This is a genomic window from Pseudomonas sp. FP2294 (assembly GCF_030687625.1).
Lineage (GTDB): Bacteria > Pseudomonadota > Gammaproteobacteria > Pseudomonadales > Pseudomonadaceae > Aquipseudomonas > Aquipseudomonas shahriarae.
Window position 1 is genome coordinate 3,536,577 of record NZ_CP117441.1, and the last position, 16,554, is coordinate 3,553,130.

Sequence of the window (16,554 nt, forward strand, 5' to 3'; positions counted from 1 at the left end):
CTGCCATGAACTACCTGCCCCTGCTACTCCTGCTCTCCCTCCCTCTGGCCTACGCCGACGACGGCGACGATCAACCCCTGGTCATCAACGGCTGCACCCTCGCCCCCCACAGCCAATGCCCCGGCGCCAACCTCAAGGGCGCCAACCTGCGCAACCAGGACTTGAGCAAAATGAACCTGGCCGGGGCCGATCTGCGCGAGGCCGACCTGCGCCACGCGAACCTCGACCTGGCCAACCTGGAAAAAGCCCAACTGCAAGGCGCCAACCTGACCCGCGCCAGCCTGCAGCAAGCCAACCTGCGCCTGGCAGATTTCAGCGGGGCCACTTTGATGGCCGTGCAAGGCTGGGGCATGTTTGCCCAGGGCGCGCAATTTGAAAACGCCAACCTCAGCGCGGCTTACCTGCAATTTGCGCGGTTGTCGGGGGCCAAGCTGCACAAGGCCAACCTGCGTGCAGCAGACCTGGAAATGACTTGGATGAGCAAAGCCGACCTGCAAGGTGCGGACCTGAGCGACGCCAACCTGCAAGAGGCCAAGTTCGGTGAAAGCAACCTGGAACAGGCCACCCTCACCGGCAGCCGCCAGCACTATGCAAACTTCCAGGACGCGAATATGGAGGGCTGCAAGGACTGCCCCACCACCTGGGATCGTTAACTTTTGCAGGAGCGGGCTTGCCGGCTCCCGCAGAGGAGCGACTTATCCCGCCGCCCGCACCACGCCCATATCAATCCCCACATGCACCAGCTCCGCATGGGAGCTGACCTGCAATTTGCTCTTGAGCAAGGTCAGGTGATTGGACACGGTCTTGCTGCTGATACTCAGTTGATCGGCAATGGCCCGGGTGGGTGTGCCCTTGGCCAGCATCAGGAAAATCTCCAGCTCACGGGCCGTCATGCCCTGCAGGCGATGATCGACCGGGTGGTAGGCCAGCTCGGTGGCCAGGGCCTGTTCGATATAGGTGTGGCCGTCGAGAATGCGCTGCACCGCTTCATTCATCACCGCAGGCGTCGCGCCCTTGGTGATATAGCCCGACGCACCGGCCTCCAGGGCCTGGCGTACCAGGGGCAGCTCCTGATGCTGGCTGAAAAACAGCACGCGCAATTGCGGCAGGCGCTGGCGCAGGCGGCGAGTGGTCTCCAGGCCGCTGATGCCCGGCAGGCCAAAACCGATGATCACCAGGTTCGGCACCGCCTCCTGCACCCGCGCCAGCGCCTCTTCGCCAGTGCCCGCCTCGCGCACCTCCACGCCCGGTAGCAGCGCCCGCAACAGGCTGCTGTAACCCAGGCGCACCACGGCGTGCTTGTCTACCAACAGGATATTCATGAGGCATGCGCCGGCATCACCAACAGCGGCGCCGGTCGCGGGCCGTGGAGCTTGTCCACGCCGATCAGGCTGACAATCAGCAAAAACGGCAAGAGCAGCGCCTTGAGAATTCGCATGATCGTACAACTCCTGAGGATGACCGGTACTTTCATGCTAGAGCCCTCAAGCGCCGGCTGATTTACTACTTTGGTACTGGTTTTGCTGTCTATCGTCGCATTCCCAAGGCAGCGCGACTGGCATGTAATAGACGCATAACTATAAGGATCGTACCTGCCATGCTGCCCGCCCGACTGACTCTGGCTGCCGTGCTGTCGCTGACCCCGCTGCTGGCTGCTGCCCAGCCGCCAACCGCGCTGTTTTCCCGCGACGGTTACCGCATCAACCTCTATCGCAGTCCCACCCCCGAACACCTGCCGGGCGCGACCATCGTCGATACCCAGGCCCTGCAAACCCTGCTGGCGCAACAACCGCGCCCGGTGCTGATCGACGTTTACCGCCGGCAATGGCTGCACGGCCAGTTCATCGAAGACCTGCCCCACGCCAACCTGCCCGGCAGCCATTGGCTGGCCAATACCGGCGATGGCGAGCTGACGCCCGAGTGGCAGAGCTACTTTGCCCGCCACCTGTACACCTACACCGACGGTCACCTTGCCCACCCCTTGGTGTTCTACTGCCGCGCCGATTGCTGGTTGAGTTGGAACGCGGTAAAACGGGCCAAAGCCTTGGGCTATAACACTGTGTATTGGTATCGCGATGGCCTGGACGCGTGGGAGGCCGCCAAGCTGCCCGTCGCCGCGGCACACCCAGAGCCCTTTGAGCTTGCCCCCTGAAACATCACAATAAAAAGGTGAACGGCCATGTATAAAATTCTGATTGCCGACGATCACCCGCTGTTTCGCGAAGCGATCCATAACGTCATCAGCGACGGTTTTGCCGGCAGCGAAGTGATGGAAACTGCCGACCTGGACAGCGCCCTGGCCCTGACCCAGGAGCACGACGACCTCGACCTGATCCTGCTGGACCTGAACATGCCCGGCATGCACGGCCTCAACGGCCTGATCAACCTGCGCAACGAAGCGCCGACCATACCGGTGGTGATCGTCTCGGCCGAACAGGACAAGCAGATCGTGCTGCAAGCCATCACCTATGGCGCGGTGGGCTTTATCACCAAATCCTCGCCACGGGCGCAGATGACCGAAGCGATCCAGCAGATCCTCAATGGCAACGTATACCTGCCGCCCGACATCATCCGCACCCAGAAAAACCCCGGCCAGCGGCGCATGCACGACAACCCGGCCTTCGCCCCGGAACTGCTGCAGGCCCTTACACGCAAACAGTTGCTGGTGTTGGAGCGGATGACCAAGGGCGAGTCGAACAAGCAGATTGCCTACACCCTGGAAATTGCCGAGACCACGGTGAAGGCCCATGTGTCGGCGATTCTGCGCAAGTTGAACGTACATAACCGGGTGCAGGCGATCCTTAGCGCTGGAGATATCGACTTCGGCTCCTACCTGCGGCGCTGATTTTCCTTACAACTGAGCTCCCACAGGGGTACGCGTACGATTCAAAGATCAGGTCGGCTTTAAGGCCGCCTCGCTTTGCTTTTGATCTTGATCTTGATCTGAGGCGCCCCGTTAAACCACGCTGGCCGTCATCCGATTTTGATTTGGGGGGTAACCCGGCAGGACGCCGGGTTAGCCGCGCTGGGCCATGGATGGCCCATCGCGGCGGCCCCCCAAATCAATGTCGGATGACGGGCACACCGAGCCTAGGCGAGGTGCCGAGTGGTGGGGCAAGAGCCCTTTTGGTTACTTTTGGCTGGGCCGGCACTCCGGGCTCTTTTCCAAAAGTGAGCCGCCGTAAGGGCGGAACCCTAAGTGGCCATGACCGCAGCAACGGATATGTACACCCCCCCCAGAAAAGACCTGTGTAGATACCTACGCCACGATAACGGTGTGTCATTCAGCATTTATTTGCCTGACCCACCGCTATCGCGGGCAAGCCCGCTCCCACATTTTGATCGAGGGCATGTCAGGGACGGCCCAAGAGGTGGCTCATGGCAGTCTTGAGTTTCATCGGCCGCACCGGCTTGTGCATCAGGGTATGCCCCAGCTCGCGGATCTGCAGTTTCAGTTCGTTGCTGTAATTGGCGGTGATCATCATCGCCGGAATGGCACTGGCCCGCCGCGCATTGATCCTGGCCACCGCGTCCACGCCGTTCTGTTCGTCATCCAGGTGGTAATCAGCAATCAGCAAGTCCGCCTGGGCATGGTAGTTATCCACCTGGCGTGCCAGGTCCTGTTCGGACAAGGCGGTAATCACCTGGCAGCCCCAGCCTTCGAGCAAGGTACGCATACCGGCACAGATCGCCGCGTCGTTATCCAGCACCCACACCCGGGCGCCCTGCAAACGCTCCAGCATCGGCTCACTCATCACCGGCATAGGCAAGACCCTGGGTGCGGTGCTGCTCAACGGCACCTCCACACTGAACATCGAGCCCCGTCCCGGCCAGGAGCGCACGCTGATCCGGTGCCCGAGGATCCGCGCAATTTTTTCCACAATCGCCAACCCCAGGCCCAACCCACGATCCTGGTCCGGGCGTTGCACATCGCCGCGCTTGAACTCCTGGAAAATCTCCTCCAGGCGCTCCTCGGCGATGCCCATGCCGGTGTCCCAGACCTGGATCGACAACCGCTGATGCTCACGCCGACAACCCAGCACCACGCGCCCGCCGTAGGTGTAGCGGATGGCATTGCTCAACAGGTTGCGCAAGATTCTGGCGAGCAACTGGATATCGCTGCGCACCAGGGCCGAGCAGCCAATAAAGTGCAGCTGCAAACCTTCGCTGCGCGCCACTTGGGTGTATTCGGCGGCGAGGTTGTCCAGCAGTTCGCTCAAGGCAAACGGTGCGATATCGGCCTTGATCACCCCGGCGTCGAGCTTGGAAATATCCACCAGGGTGCCCAGCAGGTTTTCCACGTCCTCCAGGGAATTGCTGACGTTGCGCACCAGGGTCTCGTTGGCCACCGGGTCACGCCGCTCCAGCAAGGCCCCGGTAAACAAGCGGGCGGCATTCAGCGGTTGCAGCAGGTCATGGCTGACCGCCGCCAGAAACTTGGTTTTCGACAGGTTGGCCTGCTCGGCTTCCAGCTTGGCTTCGCGCAGGCGCGACTCCACGCGGCGGCGCTCGTCGATTTCCTGCAGCAGTTGGTCGTTGAGCGAAGTCAGTTCGGCGGTGCGCTCGCGCACTCGCAGTTCCAGGTTCTGATAAGCCTGGTGCAGGGCCTCGGCGGTGCGCCGGCGTTCGGTGATGTCGCGGATCAGCACAAAGATCCCCACCACCTCGCCACTGGCCAGGCGGTTGGGCACATAGGAACGCAGCATGTAGCGCTCCTGATGGTTGATATTGGTTTCGGCGAACTCGAAGGTCACGCTCTCCCCCGCCAGCGCCTGCGCCACGTAGGCCTCCAGGCGCTGGTAATGCTGTTCGCTGTGGGCCTGGCGCAGGCTTTTGCCGAGCATCGCGCCCTGCGCCCAGCAATACCATTGCTCGTAGACCTTGTTGGTGAACTCGTAGACCAGATCGGCATTGAGGTAGGCAATCAACGCCGGCACATGGTCGGTGATCAGGCGGATCCAGCGTTCGCTTTCCTGGGATTTCTGCGCGACGGCCTGTTCACGACGCAGGGTTTCCGCCAGTTTGACGTCAGTGATGTCGGTAAACAGAATCACCCGCCCACCGTCCTGGGTCGGCCGCTCGCTGACTTGCAGCCAACGGCCGTTATCCAGACGGTAAAACAGGGTTTCATCAGCGTGCCCGTGGGCCTCTTCGGTGAACAGGCCGTTGACCGTCATCAGCCGTTTGACCTCACGCAGGCCCATGCCCGCGACAATCTGCACCGGGCTGTTGCTCCAGAACCCCTGGAAGCGGCTGTTGAACAACACAATATGTTGGTGCTGGTCGAACAGCACAAAGGCATCGGAAATGCTCTCGATGGCATCAATCAAATGCTGGTGGGCGGTTTCCGCGCGCAGCCGTGCATCGCGCAGCAGATGGTTGCTGGCCTTGAGTTCGGCCATCGCCTGGTTGAGCGCGTCGGTACGTTCGCGCACCTGCTCGGCCAGCACCACCGAATGCTGGAACGCCGCATAAGGGTCGTTGCCACGGGTCGCGCCGGACTCGACGCGCTCGATCAGCGCGGCGTTGATCCGCGCCAGCTTGCGATTGTCCTGCTGCAGGGCGCGGATCTGCGCGTGCAGTTCAGCGCTGTCCAGAGCTTCGACCACGGGCAATGGCGACCCCGGTAAAGGTCTGGTTGATGTGCATGCCATTGAACTGTTCTCCGTAGGTGTTGAACCCCATCACCCGTTGCTCACGCAAAAAGGCGCCGATCGGCTCCAGGGTGCCGTGCTCTTCCAGCTCCAGGCGCCGCAGGAAACAGTCGCAGCCGATGGTCAGCAGCAGGTCGCCGAGACGCGCTTGCAGGCCGTCGAACAGGGTCTGCAGGTTGGGCAGGATCGGCCCCGGGGTCATGGCGGTGAGGACGATGCCGTTTTCCACCGCGCAGTAGAAACTCAGGCTCAAGTCATCGTGGACCTGCTGGATCGCCCGCACGTAGTACTGCTCGTTGATACGCACCGCCAACGGATGGGCGGCGAAGATCCGGTGATCCAACTGTGCAACGGCCACGCCGATATGCCGTGCGTACTCCTCGGCGGCAGGTTCGGCATTCAACTCAAAGACCCGCCGCGACGCGCTGTCCGCCCCTGTCACCACCAGTTTGTGTGCCAAGGGCAGGATGTGGTGGGTGGTGAACACCTCGAAGTCCAGCCAGGTATTGACCAGCACCACGACAGCCGCGCCGCTGTGGAAGGCGCCGTCGAAATACACGTGGGTGTGGGTCAGGTGGTTGTCATCGCCGGCCGAACCGCCGAAATGCGGGATATCGCCGAGCGCTGCGCTCAGGGCGGCGAGGACCATTTCTTCGCGGCTGGACAGGCCGTCGAGCAGGGTCAAGGCAAAGCTGTTGCCCTTGATCGGGGCCAGGGTGTTGCTGCGACAGCCACCCACCAGGCGTTCGACCATTTGTTGCGCGTCGATCAGGCTGAAGTGCTCGACCTGGTCGATCAGTTCGGTGGCAATGGAAAAGTGCGCATGGTCAAACCCCACCGCCGTCACGCAATTGCGCCCGTAACCCTGGGGCGTGATCTCGCCGGCGCTGGTGCAACCCACCACGCGGACACCACCGAAACTGTGTTGCAGGGCCTGGCCGAGGGCCTGCAGGTCATAGGTGGCAGAGCAGAAGAACAGCACGAACCCCAGGTACGGGTGCAACAACTGGCACGCCAGCTCATCGGCCACCAGCTGCGCATCGCTGGCCTGGGACATGGCTGTGACTACGCCTTCGCTGTGCACCTGTTGCATGGTCATCTCCCCGTTGAAGCTCAAGTGTACGAACGCGCGGGGTGGCGACCTATGCTACTTGGGTACTGGGTCGGGGCTTCGATGGGATGAGAGCCACCGGGCAACAGATGAATCTCAGTGGGAACTGGCTTTGTGTGGGAGCTGGCTCCCACACGTTTGACCGTGTTCCAGATCATTACCAGGTCAGCACCGCGCCTACGGCAAAGGTATCGGTGTCTTCATTCTGCGCACTGGTGTCGTGGCCGCTGATCTCGAACTGGTTGTACTCGGCCACCAGCTTCAGGTTGTCGTTGATGTCATGGAACAGGGCAATGCCCCGGGTTTCGTAGTCGGCGCCGCTGCCGACCACGCCGTTGCCGTCGTCCTTGGTCTTGCCGTAGGACAGCGCCAGGCGGTTCTTGCCCAATTTGTAGGAGCCCTGCAGCAGGTAGCCATTGCTGTCGACATTACGCAAGGTGGCCTCCCCGGCGTTGTTGGTGAAGAACGGGTTGATGCCCTTGGCCTGGAAGCCGGAGCCGGTGAGCGACAAGCCGCCCATCTTCGCCTGCACCCCATAGCCCAGGCCCTTGGAGGTCACCGACTCGACGGTAGAGTCGGTGTTGTCCGAGGTCTGGTAGCTGCCGTTGAGCCAGCTGTAGATCTTCGCCCCGCCCACGTCGAACTGGTAGGTGATCTCGCTCTCGGTACGTGGGTTCTTCTGGTAGGCCTTGCCCAGCGGGCTGCTGTCGTTGGTGTCGACCGGGTCCATGATGCCCACGGCCACCCGCAGGCCGTCCATTACCGGGGTGCGGTAGGTGATTTGCGAGGTGGGGAACGGGTACGGGTAGCCACTGCCGATATTGCCGAACGATACTCCGCCGCCGTCCACCAGGCCCAGGCTGTCGCTGACCTGGCCATAGCCGGCGAGCAGTTCGTCGAGCAGGATGTTGGAACGGGCGAACAGGCCGAAGTCCTTGCCGATCAGCACTTCACCCCACTCGGGGTTGGCCACGGTGCCGTAGAACTGGCGCACGTCGATGGCGGTGTCGGTGCCGTTGGTTTCACTGTCGTTGATGGTCACCCAGAACGAGGCACGGGCGCCGAGCTTGAGGTCATCGACCTGCTTGCCCATGTTGAAGCCCAGGTAGTTGGGCAAAAAGCCCATTTTCACCCGCGACTGGCGCCGGTCGTATTGCTCGCCGGCACGGTCCACATCGCTGTTGACGTAGAAGGCGTTGACGTAGCCATCGGTGGAGAAGGTGGTTTGGTCCTTGTCGTACAGCACGATCTCGGCCTGGGCCACCGAGCTCAAACCGAGGCTGGCGATAAAGGCTGGCAACAAACGACGGGGGAAGTTCTTATTGTTATGCATGGCGCGCTCCGCGACGGGGGTCTGGGTGTCGGAGGCGATTATCGAAAGCCAGGCAGCGCGGTTAAACGCTGCCTTGGAGGGAAATGCGCGGTGCTTTGGAGGGCGCCGAGGGCCCGCCACTTAAGGCTTACACCGGTAGGCGCGGGGTTGGGGTCAAAGGGCGTTGAACAACATCCCGCCTGCCACCACGATACACAGGCTGGCAAAGCCGATTTGCAAGGCCCGCGCCGGAATCAGCGAGCCCAGGCGCCGGCCGATGAGCATGCCGACGATGCTGGCACCAATAAACACCCAGCCGAGGGTGTCGATCACCACCCCGGCATGGAACGCGCCGACCACACCAATCAGCGAAATCAGGCTGATCACCATCAGCGAGGTGGCGACAATCCCGCGCATCTGCACATCGGTCAGTTGCTTGAACGCCGGCACGATCAGAAAACCGCCGCCCACCCCCAGCAGGCCCGATACCGCACCGGTCACCGCACCGAGGGCGGCCAGGGTCGCGGTGCATTTGGCGGTCCAGGAAAACCGCCCGGTCTGCTGATCGAGCATGCAGTTCTTCTGCCCCCAGGACGCGGCGCCATGGTCGCTGGGGCCGGCCTCGAGCTTTTCGCGCCGCAACATGCGCCACGCCACCAGCACCATCAGCGCGCTGAACAGGCCCATCAGGATCTTGTCCGGCAACTGATGGGCGAAGAACACCCCCAGCGGCGAAAACAGGGCGCCAAGCAAGGCAATCAGCAACGCCGCGCGGTACCGCACCAGGCCATGGCGCAAGCCATCAATCGCCCCCACCGCTGCCGCCGCCCCCACGGCGAACAATGACACCGGGGCCGCTTGGGTCATGGTCAAGCCCAGCCCCAGCACCAACGCCGGCACCCCCAGGATCCCGCCCCCGGCCCCGGTCAGGCCCATCACCAGCCCCATGAACACGCCAAAAAAACTTGCCAGCAGCATAGGGTTCTCTCACTCCACCTTGGCCAGACGGGTCAGCCATTCGCGGCCCTTGAGCATGCCGTTCCAGTAGAACCACGGCAGCAGCGTCGCCTTCAAAAACCACGCCGAGCGTCGCGCCACCGTCGGGTCGAGGGGAAAGGTCGGCAGCAGCCGGCCGCCATAACCGAACTCGGCCAGCACCACCTTGCCCTTCTCCACCGTCAACGGGCAGGAGCCATAACCGTCGTATTTGAGCGGCAATGGCGCCTGTCTGCGCAGGGCCAGCAAGTTCTCGGCGACCACCACGATTTGCTTGCGCACCGCCGCCGCCGTCTTGGCATTGCTGGTGGAGCACACATCGCCCAGGGCGAAGATGTGCGGGTAACGCACCTGTTGCAGGCTGTGGGGGTCGACCTCGCACCAGCCAGCGGCGTCGGCCAGTGGGCTGTGGCGGATAAAGTCCGGGGCCACTTGCGGCGGGACGACGTGCAGCATGTCGAAGGATTTTTCTTCGACGCTGGTATTGCCTTCGGCGTCCTTGACCTCGAACCAGGCCTTGCGCGCCGGGCCATCGACCTTGATCAGGTTGGAATTGAAGGCCAACTGCACGCCATATTTCTCGACATAGTTCATCAACGGCGGCACAAAGGTTGCCACGCCAAACAGCGCGGCGCCGGCCAGGTTGAATTCGACGTCGATGGTGTTCAGGTCACCTTGCTTGAGCCAATGATCGCAAGACAGGTACATGGCCTTTTGCGGCGCCCCTGCGCATTTGATCGGCATGGCCGGCTGGGTAAAGATCGCCTTGCCACCCTTGAGCTGCTGCACCAGTTGCCAGGTGTAGGGCGCGTGCTGGTAGCTGTAGTTGGACGTAACGCCGTTGTGGCCCAGGGTCTGCTCCAGGCCTTGGATTTTCTCCCAGGCCAGGCGCAGGCCGGGGCAGACGATGAGGTTATTCCAGGTCACACGCTGGCCGCTGTCGAGCACCAGGGCCTGCTCGTCGGGCAGCAACTGACTGACCGCCGCCTGCACCCAGGTCACGCCGTCGGGCAATACCCGGGCCATGGGGCGCATGGTCTTGCGGATGTCATGGGCGCCACCGCCCACCAGGGTCCAGGCGGGTTGGTAGTAATGTTCGGCGCTGGGTTCAATCAGGATGATATTGAGCTGCGGGTCGCGCTTGAGCAGGCTGGCCAGCAGGCCGATGCCTGCCGAGCCGCCGCCGATGACCACGATGTCGCCACTGATGGTCGGTCCCCAGTGTTGGTCGTTCATAGTCCTGGCCTTTCTTATTTCAACAATGCACACAAGGGTCGTTGCCGTATGGCGTCACGCCCAGCTTTTTATCACCGCCCCGCAGTACAGCCCGGAGAGGGTTTTCATCACTTGAATCACTTCGTGGCTGGCCAACCCGTAAAAGATGTACTTGCCTTCACGACGGGTCGCCACCAGCCCTTCGTCGCGCAGGATTCCCAGTTGCTGGGACAACGTCGGCTGGCGCACGCCGGTCATGGTTTCCAGCTCACCCACATTGCGCTCGCCCTGGGTCAACTGGCAGAGGATCAGTAGCCGGTCCTCATTGGCCAGGGCCTTGAGCAAGGTACAGGCCTTGGACGCAGACGCACGCAACTGGGCGACTTCACCTTCACTCAGACTGGATTCCATTTGCTTCGGTCCTTTCTCTCACTTAAGCTCAAAACATTATGTTTAAACATAAAGTGAATATCACGCTTTTTTTAGCCATCAGGGACAACCGTCATGCCTGCGCTGATTCAACCCTTCCTGGACGAGGCCTCGTCGACCTGGACCTACATCGTCTATGAAGCGGACGGTGGACCCTGTGCCATTGTCGACTCGGTGCTCAACTACGACCCCGCGTCCGGACGCACCGACACGCGCCAGGCCGACCACGTCGTGGCGTTCGTCCAGGCCCATGGCTTGCAGGTGCAATGGCTGCTGGAAACCCACGCCCACGCCGACCACCTGTCCGCCGCGCCGTACCTGCGCCGTGCCTTGGGCGGCAAAATCGCCATTGGCCAGTCCATCAGCCAGGTGCAGAGCGTGTTCAAGCACCTGTTCAACCTGGAGCCGGCGTTTCGCGTTGACGGTTCGCAGTTCGACCATCTGTTCGCCCCCGACGAGGTGTTCCACATCGGCAACCTCAAGGCCCAGGCCCTGCACGTGCCCGGCCATACCCCGGCAGACATGGCCTACCTGATCGACGACCAGTTGATCCTGGTGGGCGACACCCTGTTCATGCCCGACGTGGGCACCGCCCGCTGTGACTTCCCTGGCGGCGATGCGCGCCAGTTGTATGCCTCGATGCGCAAGTTGCTGGCCTTCCCCGGCGACACCCGGCTGTACGTGTGCCATGACTATCCACCCGAGGGCCGCGAGGCCAAATGCCTGACCAGCGTGGCTGAACAGCGAGCGAGCAATATCCATGTGCATGACGGGGTGGATGAAGCGGCATTTGTGCAAATGCGCACCACCCGTGATGCCGGGCTGGGCATGCCGACGCTGTTGCTGCCGGCGATCCAGGTGAATGTACGAGCGGGGAATATGCCGCCGGCGGAAGACAATGGCGTGGTGTACCTGAAAATCCCGATCAACCAGCTGTGACACGGCACATCGGGCTCAACTGAAGTAAGAGCCCTTGGGCTTGGGCAAGCCTGACCAAAGCTCGTCGATATGCTTGAAGCCCCAGTCCTCGATGCTCTCGCGAGCGACAATCTTGTCGCGCTGCTCGGCCAGGTTCACCACCACCTGGATAATGGGCAAGCGGGAGCGCGCCGAAAAGAACACTTTGACCCGTGGCGTGAGCAACGACTTCTGGCTTTGCTCAATCACCACACCGATACGCCCGCTCTCCAGGCGCACCAAGGCGCCCACCGGGTAAATCCCCATGCACCGGACAAACGCCTGGAACACCCGCTCATCGAAATGGCCTTTCCACTCGGCCATTTTCTGAATGGCATCGGCCGGCCCCCAGCCTTGTTTATAAGGCCGCTCTGAGGTCACCGCATCGTACACATCACACACAGCGCCCATGTGTGCAAACAAGCTGATCTGATCCTGGCGCAGGCCGTGGGGATAACCCTCGCCGTTGCACTTTTCATGGTGATGCAAGCACACATCCAATACCAGGGCGCTGATATGCGGGCTGTTGCGCAACATGTTCACCCCCTCCTGGGGATGGCTGCGCACAATCTCGAACTCCGCCTCAGTCAGCTTGCCGGCCTTGCTTAAAATGCCCTCCGGGATGGCCATTTTCCCCACGTCATGGAACAACCCTGCCAGCCCTGCTTCCTGGACCAATGCCGGCGACAGCCCCAACTGCCTGGCCAACGCGATCATCAAGCCACTGACCGCGACCGAATGCATATAGGTGTATTCATCGGCCCGCTTCAACCGGGCCAGGCTGATCAAGGCATGGGGGTGGCGCAAAATCGACTGGGAAATTTCATCCACCAGGCTAACCACGCGAGTAGGGTCGATCGCGCCCCCCATGCGCAAGTCACTGAACATTTCGACGACGGCACTCTTGGCCCGCGCGCACACCTTGACGGCACGCGCCACCTCGACCTTCATATCAACACGCGGGGGCACCGCAGATTGCGCCAGTGCAGCGACCGTTGAGGTAACAGCTGGCGAACGCGGCAGCTCGTCCGGCAGCACGTCGTCCCCCTTCTCGGTATCAATCCACAGGCTCTGCACCTGTGACTGACGCAAACGCTGCAGGTCTTGCAGACGGGTCAGCAAAAAACTGTTTTTCCAAAAACCATGGTCAGTCCAGGCGCCGTTGAGCTTCTGGACGTACATACCCAACCTGACTTGCGAAGTAGGAATGCATTTCAACATAGGCATTACCTCACAGTTCAAGATCAAACAACCTGCCCGACTCGGCTCAGTTCACCGAGAACCTCGAAACAATCTGTTTGAGATCAATCGCCAGCTTCGACAGTTCATTACTGGCGATCGAGGTTTGACTGGCGGCCGACGAGCTCTGGATAGACAGGTCACGAATGCTGATGAGGTTCTGGTCGACAGAGCGTGCGACGTGGGCCTGCTCTTCCGACGCGGTGGCGATCAGCAGGTTTCGCTCGTTGATATCCTCGATCGCATGGGTGATTTGAGTAATGGCCGCACCCGCTTCATGGGCGATCTTCAACGAATCCACGGCTTCAGTTCGGTTCAGCCCCATCGAGAGCACCGCCTCACTGGAACAGCTCTGGATCTTCGCGATCATCTGTTCGATTTCCTGGGTCGAGGTCTGCGTTCTATGGGCCAACGCCCTGACCTCGTCGGCCACCACCGCAAAGCCACGCCCCTGCTCGCCGGCCCGGGCCGCTTCGATGGCCGCATTCAGGGCCAGCAGGTTGGTTTGCTCGGCAATGGAGCGGATGACTTCCACCACCCTTGCAATGTCCTGGGCCTGTTTGGCCAGCCCCTCTACTTCGACCCCGGTTTGCTGGACGGTGGCGCTCAATTTTTCAATCGAAGCGATGGTCTGGGTCACCCGCTCCTGGCCGACTTTTGCCGAGCGTTGGGAGTCCTGGGTCGACTGGGAGGCCGACACCGCATTACGCGCCACTTCTTCTACCGCGGCAGTCATCTCATTGACCGCCGTGGCGGCCTGATCGGTCTCCATACTTTGTCGTTCAATACCGGCACTGGACTCCTTGGTGATCGAACTCATCTCTTCAGCAGCCGATGCCAGTTGGCCGGATGCTTCGGATATATGCTGCAAAGTACTTTTCAAACTCATCTGCATGGCTGCAGTGGACTGTTGCAGGTCGGTCAGTTCGTCCTTGCCGCTGATCTGGATGGCGACACGCAAGTCTCCCTGGGCAATCTTCGCCGTCGCGGCCAACAGTTCGCCAACCGGCGTGATGATACTTTTGGTGAACAGTCGGGCGACCACAATGGTCAACAGCACCGAAGCTAACATCAGGATCAATGTGAACAATCGGGCAGCATCATATTCATGGGCCGCAGTGGCCACTGCGGCCTGCCCACCCGTTTCGTTGATAGCCAACAATTCCCCAATCATGGACTGCAGCTTAACGGCCAGAGGGCTGGTGTAATCTCTAAAAAACACACTCAAGTCAGCAGCCGAATGTGAACTGTCCATGGCCAGCAACTCATCAACTTTCAGGTTATAGGCCTGTATATCCCGTATGACTTGATCATATTTATTCTTTTCTTCGGGACTGGATACAAACGAAGCATACTCATTGGTTACTTTAACCAGCGCACTACTCGCCTCTTTAACAGCAGCGACCGAAGTTGAACTTAGCCGATTAGCATCCAGTGCAAACCTGCGCAACTCCAAGCGAAGTTTCAATAACGTACTTTCCATCTTTCCAGCCTGACGAATGCTGGGTAGCCAGTTAGTTTCTATTTGCACAGTGGACGAATAGACTTTGTCAACTTTCACCAGGGTCATCGCGCCTTGTATTAAAAGCAACAGGCACACCACGCCAAAACACAGGGTGGTACGGGAGTTCAATCTTATGGATCTCATTGACATGGCAATTCCCCTAGGCTTACTGGCTCAAGGACTTTTACAGCCTCGATGGCATCAGTGTGTGGAGCGTTCTGTGAAAAAAATGTAGGCCTATCGTTGTTTTATGGAGCCGACAAACAAAAAATCACGCAAACCACTACTTAGCTAACTACTCATATAAGTCAAGTAGACCAAGAATACGCCGCGACGATAACAGACGGGCGAGCACCCTTAGAGCCTTAAATAGCCAGATGGACTAGTTTCTCATTCTCTATGACTCGCTCTTCCGAATAAGACATGAGCTTAGCAGATACCTTACTGCCCATAAGGACAAGCGTTTTTTATAATAATGGCTTGCTCACCAGACACTTCCAGATGATCGCTATCAGTCACATCGCCTCGTATGAATAGAAACAATTGCGTATTACCGACGTTACGAGAGGAAGATCTATACACCACATTCCGCTGCCTCCCCCACGGATACTCCAGGAACCCACATTCTATGGAGCATCTGAAACATGGACATCCGACGCAACCACCGCGACCTGACCGGGGAGCAGAAACGAGCCTTTGTCACCGCCATTCTGCGGCTCAAGAACGACGTTCCAAGTGTCCTGCGCCCCGGCCTGCAGAGCCGCTATGACGATTTCGTGCAGGTCCATCGCAACTCTATGGGCGGGCCCAACCCACTGGTCCCCAACCCCCACCAAAGCCCGCTGTTCTATCCCTGGCACCGGATCCTGATTCGGCAGTTCGAACTGGCGCTCAAAGCCGCCGCAAATGATCCGTCTATCACCCTGCCCTATTGGGATTGGCAGCTAGAGGGTCGCAGCAACCCCTTCACCGCCGATTTCATGGGGGGCAACGGCGACAACATGCAAAACCAACGTGTCACCACCGGCCCATTTTCCGTGTTCAACGGCGCATTCGAACTCAAGGTGTGGGACGACAATTCGGGTGATCAGGGTCTGCGTCGCGACCTGGGGGCAAATCCCGAGCAGCCCTTGCCAGGCCCCCTGGAAGTGATTTCAACGTTAGCGCGCACCCCGTACTGGCAAGTCCCCGTGGCTGAAGCCTCCGGAGGTTGGGAAAATGTCAGTGAAGACCGATTGCACAACAGGGTTCATGCCTGGATCGGCGGCGATATGACCACCGCCTCCTCTTCCAATGACCCGCTGTTTTTCCTGCACCATTGCCATCTGGACTTTCTGTGGGAGCAGTGGCGCCAGCAGCATCCGATCAGCGAGCCGTTCCAGCCCAGGGCTGACGCCCCCAACGGCGTGCTGGACTCAAGCCTGGTGTTCAACCCGCCAAACGAACCGGCACCCTGGCCAGAGCGCTGGACCGTCAGGCAGACCCTGGACCTTGAGCAACTTGACTACCGTTATGAATAAGTCAGCTGCCTAGGTTCAAACCATTGGCCGGCAGCGGCAGCGCGGTCTTGTAGCGCACCTGCTTGAGTGCAAAGCTCGAGCGGATGTTCGCCACACCCGGCACCTTGGTCAGAAAATCCATCATAAAGCGCTCCAACGACTGGATGGTCGGCACCAGCACCCGGATCAGGTAGTCCGGGTCGCCGGCCATCAGGTAGCACTCCATCACCTCCGGCCGGTCGGAAATCGCCCCCTCGAATTGCTGCAGGGCTTCCTCGTTCTGCTTTTCCAGGCTGACGTGGATAAACACATTGACATGCAGCCCCAGCAAATCGGCGTCCAGCAGCGTGACCTGGTCACGGATCAAGCCCAATTCTTCCATCGCCTTGACCCGGTTGAAACACGGCGTGGGCGACAGGTTGACCGAACGTGCGAGGTCGGCGTTGGTGATGCGGGCATTCTCCTGAAGGCTGTTGAGAATCCCGATATCAATACGGTCCAGCTTGCGCATGAGACAAAACCACCTGTTTATTATGTTTATGCAGATTTTTTATCCTCAAATGATCTCAGGCGCAACCAAACAGAGATAAATATTCTCCACGCCCCGGCCTATGATTGTTGTAGGACAAGATTTCTCC

At 60.3% G+C, this 16,554-nt stretch carries 15 protein-coding genes; 5 read left to right on the forward strand and 10 right to left on the reverse strand.

The features are described 5' to 3' along the window. The first annotated feature begins 5 nt into the window (after positions 1–5). Entirely contained in the window at positions 6–653 is a 648-nt protein-coding gene (locus PSH73_RS15605) for a pentapeptide repeat-containing protein (protein WP_120733525.1), read from the forward strand. A 42-nt stretch (positions 654–695) separates the two neighbouring features. Here PSH73_RS15605 and PSH73_RS15610 read toward each other — a convergent pair whose 3' ends face one another. Beyond that, a complete protein-coding gene (locus tag PSH73_RS15610) occupies positions 696–1,322 on the reverse strand; it encodes a response regulator transcription factor (protein ID WP_200656901.1) in 627 nt (208 codons plus the stop codon). A 275-nt stretch (positions 1,323–1,597) separates the two neighbouring features. On the opposite strand from PSH73_RS15610, the gene PSH73_RS15615 reads away from it, so the two are divergent. Then, positions 1,598–2,152: a PQQ-dependent catabolism-associated CXXCW motif protein gene (locus PSH73_RS15615; protein WP_115128522.1), complete on the forward strand. Its 555-nt coding sequence runs from the start codon at positions 1,598–1,600 to the stop codon at positions 2,150–2,152. A 27-nt stretch (positions 2,153–2,179) separates the two neighbouring features. Further along, positions 2,180–2,845, forward strand: coding sequence for a response regulator transcription factor (locus tag PSH73_RS15620; protein ID WP_029296512.1), 666 nt, complete (start codon positions 2,180–2,182; stop codon positions 2,843–2,845). 508 nt (positions 2,846–3,353) lie between these two features. Here PSH73_RS15620 and PSH73_RS15625 read toward each other — a convergent pair. The 6 genes from PSH73_RS15625 to PSH73_RS15650 form a co-directional block, all read right to left on the reverse strand. Further along, a complete protein-coding gene (locus PSH73_RS15625) occupies positions 3,354–5,654 on the reverse strand; it encodes a PAS domain-containing hybrid sensor histidine kinase/response regulator (RefSeq protein WP_120733526.1) in 2,301 nt (766 codons plus the stop codon). Beyond that, positions 5,584–6,747 carry a nitric oxide-sensing protein NosP gene (nosP, locus tag PSH73_RS15630; RefSeq protein ID WP_198799382.1) on the reverse strand — a complete coding sequence of 388 codons (1,164 nt, stop codon included), beginning with the start codon at positions 6,745–6,747 and terminating at the stop codon, positions 5,584–5,586. Before nosP ends, PSH73_RS15625 begins: the two co-directional genes overlap by 71 nt. Positions 6,748–6,922: 175 nt before the next feature. Next, positions 6,923–8,098, reverse strand: a complete 1,176-nt coding sequence (locus PSH73_RS15635; RefSeq protein ID WP_057960082.1) for a porin — start codon at positions 8,096–8,098, stop codon at positions 6,923–6,925. 153 nt (positions 8,099–8,251) lie between these two features. Beyond that, positions 8,252–9,055 (reverse strand): sulfite exporter TauE/SafE family protein, encoded by an 804-nt coding sequence (locus PSH73_RS15640; RefSeq protein ID WP_057439411.1) that lies wholly within the window; start codon positions 9,053–9,055, stop codon positions 8,252–8,254. 9 nt (positions 9,056–9,064) lie between these two features. After that, positions 9,065–10,309 (reverse strand): FAD/NAD(P)-binding oxidoreductase, encoded by a 1,245-nt coding sequence (locus tag PSH73_RS15645; RefSeq protein ID WP_198799383.1) that lies wholly within the window; start codon positions 10,307–10,309, stop codon positions 9,065–9,067. A gap of 54 nt (positions 10,310–10,363) precedes the next feature. Continuing rightward, positions 10,364–10,699: a helix-turn-helix transcriptional regulator gene (locus PSH73_RS15650; RefSeq protein ID WP_032860171.1), complete on the reverse strand. Its 336-nt coding sequence runs from the start codon at positions 10,697–10,699 to the stop codon at positions 10,364–10,366. Between the two features lie 93 nt (positions 10,700–10,792). On the opposite strand from PSH73_RS15650, the gene PSH73_RS15655 reads away from it, so the two are divergent. Beyond that, entirely contained in the window at positions 10,793–11,656 is an 864-nt protein-coding gene (locus PSH73_RS15655; RefSeq protein ID WP_198799384.1) for an MBL fold metallo-hydrolase, read from the forward strand. 15 nt (positions 11,657–11,671) lie between these two features. Here the strand turns inward: PSH73_RS15655 and PSH73_RS15660 are convergent, their stop codons facing one another. Both PSH73_RS15660 and PSH73_RS15665 read right to left on the reverse strand, forming a co-directional pair. Further along, entirely contained in the window at positions 11,672–12,895 is a 1,224-nt protein-coding gene (locus PSH73_RS15660; protein WP_198799385.1) for an HD-GYP domain-containing protein, read from the reverse strand. Positions 12,896–12,941: 46 nt separating this feature from the next. Beyond that, positions 12,942–14,567 carry a methyl-accepting chemotaxis protein gene (locus PSH73_RS15665; RefSeq protein ID WP_198799386.1) on the reverse strand — a complete coding sequence of 542 codons (1,626 nt, stop codon included), beginning with the start codon at positions 14,565–14,567 and terminating at the stop codon, positions 12,942–12,944. Positions 14,568–15,061: 494 nt separating this feature from the next. Between PSH73_RS15665 and PSH73_RS15670 the strand changes: the two genes are divergently transcribed. Beyond that, positions 15,062–15,937: a tyrosinase family protein gene (locus PSH73_RS15670; protein WP_128593641.1), complete on the forward strand. Its 876-nt coding sequence runs from the start codon at positions 15,062–15,064 to the stop codon at positions 15,935–15,937. A gap of 1 nt (position 15,938) precedes the next feature. On the opposite strand, the gene bkdR is transcribed toward PSH73_RS15670, so the two are convergent. After that, positions 15,939–16,427: a Bkd operon transcriptional regulator BkdR gene (bkdR, locus tag PSH73_RS15675; protein ID WP_057439415.1), complete on the reverse strand. Its 489-nt coding sequence runs from the start codon at positions 16,425–16,427 to the stop codon at positions 15,939–15,941. Positions 16,428–16,554 lie beyond the last annotated feature (127 nt).